The 8310-nt window shown below is 62.6% G+C and carries 9 protein-coding genes and 1 pseudogene; 5 read left to right on the top strand and 5 right to left on the bottom strand.

The window, feature by feature from the left end:
• Positions 1–13 precede the first annotated feature (13 nt).
• Positions 14–349, bottom strand: a complete 336-nt coding sequence (locus E1289_RS38635; protein WP_165970739.1) for an ATP-binding protein — start codon at positions 347–349, stop codon at positions 14–16.
• Positions 350–627: 278 nt separating this feature from the next.
• On the opposite strand from E1289_RS38635, the gene E1289_RS34595 reads away from it, so the two are divergent.
• From E1289_RS34595 to E1289_RS34575, 5 genes are all read left to right on the top strand, one after another.
• Positions 628–1464, top strand: a complete 837-nt coding sequence (locus tag E1289_RS34595) for a DUF5753 domain-containing protein (protein ID WP_131987896.1) — start codon at positions 628–630, stop codon at positions 1462–1464.
• Positions 1439–1618: a DUF397 domain-containing protein gene (locus E1289_RS34590; RefSeq protein ID WP_131987894.1), complete on the top strand. Its 180-nt coding sequence runs from the start codon at positions 1439–1441 to the stop codon at positions 1616–1618. Before E1289_RS34595 ends, E1289_RS34590 begins: the two co-directional genes overlap by 26 nt.
• A 7-nt stretch (positions 1619–1625) precedes the next feature.
• The gene (locus E1289_RS34585) at positions 1626–1802 is read left to right on the top strand and encodes a DUF397 domain-containing protein (RefSeq protein WP_207929338.1); all 177 of its coding nucleotides are present in this window, start codon (positions 1626–1628) and stop codon (positions 1800–1802) included.
• A 16-nt stretch (positions 1803–1818) separates the two neighbouring features.
• The gene (locus E1289_RS34580; RefSeq protein ID WP_131987898.1) at positions 1819–1998 is read left to right on the top strand and encodes a DUF397 domain-containing protein; all 180 of its coding nucleotides are present in this window, start codon (positions 1819–1821) and stop codon (positions 1996–1998) included.
• Positions 1999–2073: 75 nt separating this feature from the next.
• Positions 2074–2919, top strand: coding sequence for a hypothetical protein (locus E1289_RS34575; RefSeq protein ID WP_131987892.1), 846 nt, complete (start codon positions 2074–2076; stop codon positions 2917–2919).
• A 738-nt stretch (positions 2920–3657) separates the two neighbouring features.
• On the opposite strand, the gene E1289_RS34565 is transcribed toward E1289_RS34575, so the two are convergent.
• The 4 genes and pseudogenes from E1289_RS34565 to E1289_RS39920 all read right to left on the bottom strand — a co-directional run.
• The gene (locus E1289_RS34565) at positions 3658–4125 is read right to left on the bottom strand and encodes a hypothetical protein (protein WP_131987888.1); all 468 of its coding nucleotides are present in this window, start codon (positions 4123–4125) and stop codon (positions 3658–3660) included.
• 399 nt (positions 4126–4524) lie between these two features.
• On the bottom strand, positions 4525–4824 hold the full coding sequence (locus E1289_RS34560) for a helix-turn-helix transcriptional regulator (RefSeq protein WP_131987886.1): 300 nt from the start codon (positions 4822–4824) through the stop codon (positions 4525–4527).
• Positions 4825–4867: 43 nt separating this feature from the next.
• Entirely contained in the window at positions 4868–7375 is a 2508-nt protein-coding gene (locus tag E1289_RS34555; RefSeq protein ID WP_131987884.1) for a tetratricopeptide repeat protein, read from the bottom strand.
• Between the two features lie 409 nt (positions 7376–7784).
• Positions 7785–7892: pseudogene (locus E1289_RS39920) on the bottom strand (IS5/IS1182 family transposase); the annotation flags it as partial.
• Positions 7893–8310 lie beyond the last annotated feature (418 nt).

Below are 8310 nucleotides of genomic sequence, written 5' to 3'. Positions count from 1 at the left end.
GTTTGCTGGCATGCTACTGTCCCCCTTTTCCTTTCGGATCCGGGTAAGCCATTAGGCCCAGAGAAAACCTCCAATCCTCTCCCGGCTGAGCCGGGAATACGACCAAGCGCCTCGTGGCGCACTCCCAGACTTCGATGACCGGCAGGCCGTCGTGCTCGTCCCGGAACACCCGGACGACGATCGGCCCGTGCCCGTGGACGAGCGCGTTAGTGGCCAGCTCGGAGACGATGAGCCGCCCGTCGTGGTCGTCGGCGATCCCCCACTCGGCGAACCGCCCGGCCAGAAACCGCCGTGCCATGGCCGGGGCGTGCTCGGTGGGTTCGAGCACGACCGTCGAATCGCATTCCACGGCGACTTCTTTTGTGAATAGATACATCACCGCTCACCCGTGCCCTGTCCGATTTGCACGGCTGGTGGCGAAAATGCATTCCGCTTTGACCGATTCGGGGGGAACTGTCAAAACGATCGCCTCGAACATCCCGACCTCCTTTTCCGTTGACCCGTGGCCGAGCATCGCGCAAAGTGTCATGCTGGTGAATGCGTACGCGATGTCACAAGGCGAACTCGGAGCATGGCCTGGCATTCACTGGTCGTCATGGGCCATGACTGGTCATCGGGAGAACTGAAATGCCGCAGCCCCCCAAGCGACTCACCCCGTCTAACAGCGCACTCGACCTGTTCGGCTCGGAAGTCCGCAGGTACCGCGTGCTGGCGAACCACAGCATCAAGCAGCTCGCGGACAAGATTCCCTACAGTCCGTCCTTCATCGGCGCGGTAGAACGAGCCGAATCCCACTGCGAACGCACCTTCGCCGAACACTGCGACGCCGTCCTCGACACCAAGGAGGCCCTGGCCCACCTACACGACGGCCTGTTCGGCAACAAGAAGGACGGCTTCCCCGAATGGTTCCGCAAGTGGCCCACCGTGGAAGAGGACGCCAGAACCCTCAAGGTCTACAACCCGATAGTCGTCCATGGCTTGTTCCAGACGATGGATTACGCTAACACCCTCCTCTTCAACGACGGTCACGCTGTAGAGTCCCGAATGGCTCGACAAGCGATCCTGACCCGCACGAGCCCTCCGCCGCCTCGCCTCGTATACATCCTTCCCGAGTCCGTCCTCTGGTATGACGTAGGCGGCCCAGACGTGATGCGACCTCAACTCACCTCTCTTGTGGAGGCCGACTCAGCTCATGTCAGCATCCAGATCGTGCCGAGTGGTGCTCGACACCCGGGCAATGAAGGAGAGTTCATGATCGCAACGCTGGCCAGTGGCGAAGAAATCGCTTACGTTGAGACCAGTGCACGCGGAATCATGATGGACGCGCGAGAGGACATCTCCACGCTGAGAGACAGGTTCGACAGGATCTCCACGCAAGCTCTTCCCACCACGATGAGCATCAACTTGATCAACCGCACTATCGAAGAGAAGTGGGCAGATGGAACTGGAACCAACTTGGCGTAAGTCGAGCCGAAGTGGTAGCTCTGGCGGCTCCTGCGTTGAACTGGCCCAAGCGAAGGATCGTGTGGCTATTCGGGACTCGAAGGATCCAGAGGGCCCGGTCCTCTTGGTATCGCGGGCGGCGCTACGAGCCGCCATTCGAGCTGTGGACGAGTGAGTGCGCCGTGGACGAGGTGACGTGGCGTAAGTCGAGCTATAGCAGTAGCGACGGTGACCAGTGTATCGAGTTGGCCGGCATGGCCGACAAGGTAGCCCTTCGTGATTCCAAGGACCCTCACGGCCCAGTCCTTGCCGTTCCCCGTGCAGCGTTGCGTGAGGCCATCCGTGCCGCAGACGAGTGAGGACGCCGTGGACGAGATGACGTGGCGTAAGTCGAGCCGCAGCGGCAGTTCGGGAGGCGACTGTGTCGAGCTGGCCAGCCTGGGGAGCCAGGTGGCGGTTCGCGACTCGAAGGATCCGGATGGGCCTGTCCTTGTCGTCTCTCGTGGGGTGTTGCGGGACGCTGTTCGGCTCGCGGCTGAGCGACCGGAGGCGTGACCTCGCGTAGATTGCGGCGGCACGAGGCCAGGCTTGACCGGGAGGTCGCCGCGCTGCTGGCGGCCAGGGCGTTTCATGGAGATCCGTCATCTCGCCGGGAACGTCCAGCGGAGGCCCGAGGGCTGGTCACCTGAGGACGATCTGGAGCGCATTAGGTTTCTCGCCGACCTGTGCCACAACATGCCGGGGATCGCCCGGCCGCCTCGCTGGCAGCCATCTCGCCGTGGCGCACCCGTCAGCAGCCATGACCGGGCGATGACGGAACGGCCGATGGGCTGGGTGTGGCATACCAGCGGCCGGGAAGGGCACGCCTGGATGCTGCGCCACATAGAACACGCGGGGCTCCGCTGGACGCCACCGCCGCCGCTGCCGACTTTCCGCAAGGGTGCCTCACACATGACGTTGCGGCAGCGAGCCGGGGTGCTCCTGGGCCGCTGGCCCGTCAAGCCGCCGGCCGGACGGCAGCCGCTCCCACCGGAGGCGCACGTCCTCAAGCCCCTCGACACCGACGCGGTATGCGCCGTGTACGAAGAGGCCGGGCGGCTCCGACTCGGTCTCGGCAAAGGCGGGCCACGGCTGCGGGCGCACCTGGCCCCGGACGGCGTCCACTACCTGGTACCTGACCCGGCGGACTACTACTGGCCCAGTGATCCCGACGGTCGAGACGACGGAATCCGCTGGTGGCAGTGCACCGTACTGCTGCGGATGTGCGACGGCGAACTGGTCAAAGGCTCGGTCGCGGTCCTCCCGAAGACGTTCACGGAACTGCCCTCAACTCTGCCCCGAAGGAAACAACTGCGGCTCGTCCACCTCGCTCGTGCCACCGAGCGGGACACCTACCTCTGGGGCCGGGACCACAAGCCCGACTGCGGTCCGCAAACCTGCGGCTTCGACCCCGAAGACGCTCAGCCGGACGCGTGACAGGGCACCGCGAGCCGCGAGAGAGACTGGGACGGCCCTTCGCCGGTGGGGAGAACGCTGGGCGGGCTGGTCCCGGTGTTCAAAGCGCTGGCGTATTGGTTCCAGTTGGCCGGCCACCAAGCGGGGGCGTCACGGAACTCGATGTACTCGCGCATGGAGTCGACGTCCCACCGGACCAGAAAGACACGAAGCGTCTGACCGCGGAATTGCGGGTCAGACGCTTCTTGTCGTGCTTGACGGGGTGGGTAGGGACGGGGCCGAACCGCCGACCTTCCGCTTCAGAAGTGACAACCACCCTGCGGCCACCCCGTCCACCGAGGTCAGAAGGTGCCTGACGTACGCCCGTGGTGGTCGCCGTGTGCCGTCGTTGCCGTCAGGGTTGCCCTCAACGGTCGGTGTCCTTGGGGTGGCGAGGGGATGCGTAGACGATCCATACTGTGCGGTTGTCATCGTTGATCACGTAGCGTACGCGTCCGCCGCTGGTGACCTCGTACTCCCATTGCTCAAGTTCCTGGCCGTTGTGCCGGTGCGTTGCGAGATCTCCGCGGAGCCGGTGCTGGCGCTCGTGATTGGAGCGTGAACGCGGCTCCGTACGCAGGGCGTCCAGGCATCGGCGAGTGTTCGACAAAGCGAGGCGACTTAGCTCCTCCCAGCCTCGTACCGCCTCGCTGGTGCCGAACCTGACGTCCCATTCTTCGTCTGGTGGTGGGACGGTGACCCTATCTCCTCGCTTGGGGCTCAAGGTGTTACCTCGGCTGGACCGAAGTCGCCGGCAGTCGGCCGAAGCGCTTCCTCGTACTCCGTACGATCTGCCTTGATCCGTGCGGTGGCGCGCCAGCCCGTGATGACCTCTTGAGCGTTCGTGTCCAGATCGAGTTCGGCTGCGTCAGACAGAGCCTCGACCAACTCCACGGTGAAGGCTCGAACCTCTTCGGTGCCCAGGTGGCGAATCCAGGGGAACACGTCGGGCATGGCGAGCAGCAGTGCACGAGCGCTCGGATCATGCTTCATGAGTGCCAGGAAGATCCGCGACGCGGTCGTCAGACTCTCGTCGCGTTGCTCTTCGCGGTCGGCGGCCGTGAGGTAGAAGTCAGGGGCGTCGCGGTGGGTGACGCGCAGCCGACCGAGGTGCGAGGCGCGCTCGGCTACCGACTTGGGGTTGCGGGACAGGTCGGAGAAGGTCACTGCGTCCTCGGTGGCGCTCATGCCACCAGTATACTCAGATTGTATTCTGAAGTTCCGTCCAAGTCGTTCAGAGTGCCGCCGCGCCCTGGGTTCGCGGACCCCGCCGCGATCGTCGGCCCGTCTGCCCAGTACCGGGTTGGAACGACCGTCCGCTGTCGCGTTGCCGTCAAAAGACCCCGGGCGGATCTCCGGTCCGGGTCTTATCGCTGGTCAACTGTGTGGGCAGGGGCGGGGCCGAACCGCCCACCTTCCGCTTTACAGCTTCAGCGCCCCCGCTACCCAGTGAGCGTTGGACGAGGCTGGGCGGTGGGCGACCTGTGCTGGTGGTGGGTTTGTTGCTGCTGTTGCTGTAACCGCTGCTGTCGGGAGGTGCGGCCCGGCGGCGCAGGGCTGGCAGGAGCGGTCCCGAACTGGTGGTGGTCAGGCTGCTTCGTGTTCCCCAACGGTGATAGTGAACGTGGTGTGCATGGCCTTGGCAATCCGGTCCAGCATCGCGAGTGTTGGCACACCGCCGCCACCTTCGATGCGCGACAGCGCAGGCTGTGTGATGCCTGCGAGTTCGGCTACTTCTGCTTGGGTGAGTCCCAGCTCCCTGCGGCGCTTGCGGACCATGTCGCCGAGTCGGAGATCGAGGCCGGCCAGGTCGTACTCGGGGTGGCTGGGTACGCCCTCACGCAGCCGCCGCTCACGGTCAAGCTTCCACTTGGTGTGCCCGGCCATCACTCGCTCCTCTCGTAGACATAGTCTGCCGGGGCCCCGGGTCTCAGGAGTCAGATCGTGTCGCTCGGTCAAGATCCACTTGGACATCTTCGACAAGGGGAGATCCGAGGGACTCCAAGAGGGCGAGGGCGACGCGAAGATGGTCGATCGCTTCCTCTCGGCGGCCGACCGACAGCAGGGTTTGTCCCCATGCACGTTCTACTTCGGCCTCCAGGTTGCGGTCCTCGACTTCTCGGCTGGCCACGGTAGCTGCCTGGTAGTTGGCGATGACCTGTTCCTCCCGTCCTGCCGTGGCATGTGCTTCGGCTAGTGCCGCGAGCGTCCTAGCCTCTTGGTGCCGGTCACCAAGGGACTTGTATACCTCTAATGCCTCATTGAAATGTCGGAGCTCTTCGGCATTCTGGCCACTCCTAGAATAGGCGGTCCCCAGGCTGTAAAGCGCATCAGCCTCTCCAAGTCGGTCTCCGAGTTCGCGATAGGTGGCAAGTGCCTCCTGAAAGCTCGACAGGGCTTGCCCACGTTCGTCCAGGGCGTGGATATCGGCGATGCTGTGAAGCACACGCGCCTTTCCCACTGAGTCGCGCAAATCGCGGTAGGTGACCAAAATTGTCTGATAAATCTCCAAAGCCTCCTGTGTGCGGCCGGCCAGACGATGCGTGTCCGCAATGCTGTGTAATGCGCGTGCCTCGGCAAGGTGATTACCGGTATCTTGATATACGGACAGGGCCTGAGTGTAAATATCGGTGGCAGTCTCGTAGCGGTGTCGAATTCGCTCTAGGTCGCCCAGTGAGTGCAAGGCGCGTGCTTCGTAATGTTGATCGCCAAGTTCTTGGTAGATAGTGAGGGCAACTCGGTAGAACGACTGCGCCTCACTATGCCGCCCGGTGAGTCGCGCGATGTCGCCAGCATGGAACTTCATGTCAGCCATGCAGATTTGGTCGTCCAGTTCCTCGCACCATTGCGTAGCCCGCTGACAGAGGTCCGTTGCGTCAGTCCAGTACCCCTTCAGTCGCAAGAAGTAGAGCAGGGCGCGAGCGAGTCGTGTCGCGCGGGCAAATTGACCCATTTCAACTGCGAGTTCCACGCATGCATGAAGATTGGGGCGTTCAGTCTCTAGCCATGAGATGGCCTCCGCGTGCGAGGAGAGAGAGGGCGTGTCGTTTGGTTGCCATTCGATTGCACCTTGCAAATTTCTGAAGCCCAGAAGATTGATCAGCCTCTCGGCTTGCAGAGCCATAAAGGTGTAGTAGTCGATGAGCCGACCCCTAGCTGCCTGGATATCGGCAGCAGTGTCATCCTGGGCTCGGTGGAGCGCATACTCGCGAAGCAGGTCGTGCAGCTGATAGCGCCGGTACGCAGGTTCCTCAAGAAGGTTCTGGTCGGTCAGTACATCCAGACCTGCGATCACCTCAGCCACGTTGGTCCCATCGAGTACGGCGGCGGCATATACGCCGAGGTCGTAGCTGGGGTGCAGAGCCAAACGCCGCAAGAGTCGCTGCTGCTCGGGATCAAGTCCTTCGTAAGAGAGTTGAAACGCTGTCATCACCTCGCCTTGCCCCGTGACAAGCCCTTCATGCCGGTTCCGATCCGATGTCAGCTCCGCCAGCAAGTTCTCAGGGGTCCACGCTGGATGACGCTCGAAGTGCCTTGCGACCAAACGGATCGCGAGGGGTAGGCGACCACAGTGTGACACGATGCTACGTAGCTCATCAGTGGTGCCCCCTAGCTGGTCTCCTCCCATGGCTTGGGCCAAGAGCTGAATTGCTTCTTGAGTGGCAAGTGCACTTAGACTGAAATTGCGTCCGCCATCAAGGATCAGCCGGCGACGGCTGGTAATAATTGTTAGGCACGGACCGGCCGGTATGATCGGTAGCACCTGCTCGGGGCCGATGGCATTGTCAAGTAGAAGTAGGTATTGGGCGTTTGCTGTCTCTGAACGCCACAACGCGATGCGTTCTTCGAGCGAGTTGGGAATCTGCTCGGCTGTCAACCCATGGGCACGCAACAGGGCCTCCAATGCTCGCTCAGGGGGAACGGGTGCTCGATCAGCGCTGTAGGCGTGCAGGTTGAGAAAGAACTTGCCGTCGGGATATGCATGAGCCAGGTTGTGTGCGGCGCGAACTGCAAGCGCAGTCTTGCCGACACCAGCCATGCCGCTAACAGTGCACACGGCGGAAAAATTGGGTGATACCTGTTCGGAATGTCTCTCGATGCGGTTGAGTACGTCTTCTCGATTGACGAAGTCTGCAATATCCGCCGGAAGGCTATCCTTCGCTTGGACTGGAATTACGCTTGTCGGTCGTATCGCACGAGCCAGTGCCAGTATCTGCTCTGAACCTGCCGCGCGGGTTTCTCGCCGTATGGTTTGCGCTTGTGTAAGACTAATACCTGCGATCACTAAGCCAAGGATGCCGCTGAACGCGCCGAGTACGCTGCCAAGTTTGTCGGCATTGTCCAAGCCGATCGCGGCGAATAGGAAACCAAGGCCAGCGAGTAGGAGTCCTGACATTAGCGCAGAAGTGTAAGCGAGTATACGACGTGTCGTCGACATTGTGCTATTCTCAACCAGTGTCGAGTCGGACGCCAACTAGATGCTGTCGATCGACCAGAAGTGGCTATCTTCTGTGAAGGGGTTCTCGTTATGTAGGCGGTTGAGTAGAGTGTTGCGGTTGGGGGCGAAGTGGAAAGGGGTGTGAGGGGCTACTCCGATGGGACTTTATGGGTCGTGAACAAGCTCGGTAAATATGCTAATTCCAGCCTCATTTGGCCTGGTGGTGCAGGGTATGAGGATGACTTGGACGATGGTGGTCACCCGGGTGGTGAGCAGCCTGCTCTCCGCAGGATGTGCCGCCCTTTGAGGGCGGCGACGCCCTGGCGTATGAAGGGGTTCCAATCGCGCCGCCTGCTCCGACGTATTCCTTGTCGGCGTGGCAGGTGATCGCACAGCTGGTGAGCGCGTCGATGATGCCGTGCGTGCGAGCCGCGGTCGGGTCGTGGGCCGAGCACGGCAGTGCGGGCGAGGCGGAGATCAGCCAGCCGTGCGGGTCAGTCAGGAACTGGATGCTCACCCGTGCCGTGGTGCTTGCCGCTGTAGTGCCACCGGTCGTTCACTCCCGGTAGGCGGGTCGATCTGCGTCGGGTGCCGTCCAAAATGACATAGGCCTTGCGCTGTGCGATCCGCATGGCCTCCCGCAGGTCCGGGGCCACGTTGATCAACAGGGCGATGACCTCGGTGACGTAATGGGTGCGCTGTCGCGATGCCGACACCGAACGGGGCGGCCGGGCGGCCGAAGGTCTCGTTGCGGCCAAGTTGCACCAGCACCAGCAGCGCCTGGCTGCCCGGCGGCAGCGCTCGCCGGTGCGATCCAATCCGGTCGCGGTGGCCCTCGATCCGTGGATGCGTTCGTGGGCGTGCCGCGCGTCGGCGGCTGTCCTTTTCCGGTTCGCTGAATGTTACGACGGGCCGGGTGGGGGGTTGCCGTGGGT

Origin of the sequence: Actinomadura sp. 6K520 (assembly GCF_004349245.1) — a bacterium.
Classification (GTDB): Bacteria; Actinomycetota; Actinomycetes; order Streptosporangiales; family Streptosporangiaceae; genus Spirillospora.
The sequence above is the reverse complement of the archived record's forward strand: the minus strand, read 5'-3'. Positions and strand labels throughout refer to the sequence as shown.

What these genes read in the sequence shown, in the direction of transcription:
- E1289_RS34575 (WP_131987892.1), top strand. Translation starts at nt 2,074, where the DNA reads ATGGAGATCCGTCATCTCGCCGGGAACGTCCAGCGGAGGCCCGAGGGC.
- E1289_RS34555 (WP_131987884.1), bottom strand. Translation starts at nt 7,375, where the DNA reads ATGTCGACGACACGTCGTATACTCGCTTACACTTCTGCGCTAATGTCA.
- E1289_RS34565 (WP_131987888.1), bottom strand. Translation starts at nt 4,125, where the DNA reads ATGAGCGCCACCGAGGACGCAGTGACCTTCTCCGACCTGTCCCGCAAC.
- E1289_RS34560 (WP_131987886.1), bottom strand. Translation starts at nt 4,824, where the DNA reads ATGGCCGGGCACACCAAGTGGAAGCTTGACCGTGAGCGGCGGCTGCGT.
- E1289_RS34590 (WP_131987894.1), top strand. Translation starts at nt 1,439, where the DNA reads ATGGAACTGGAACCAACTTGGCGTAAGTCGAGCCGAAGTGGTAGCTCT.
- E1289_RS34595 (WP_131987896.1), top strand. Translation starts at nt 628, where the DNA reads ATGCCGCAGCCCCCCAAGCGACTCACCCCGTCTAACAGCGCACTCGAC.
- E1289_RS34580 (WP_131987898.1), top strand. Translation starts at nt 1,819, where the DNA reads ATGACGTGGCGTAAGTCGAGCCGCAGCGGCAGTTCGGGAGGCGACTGT.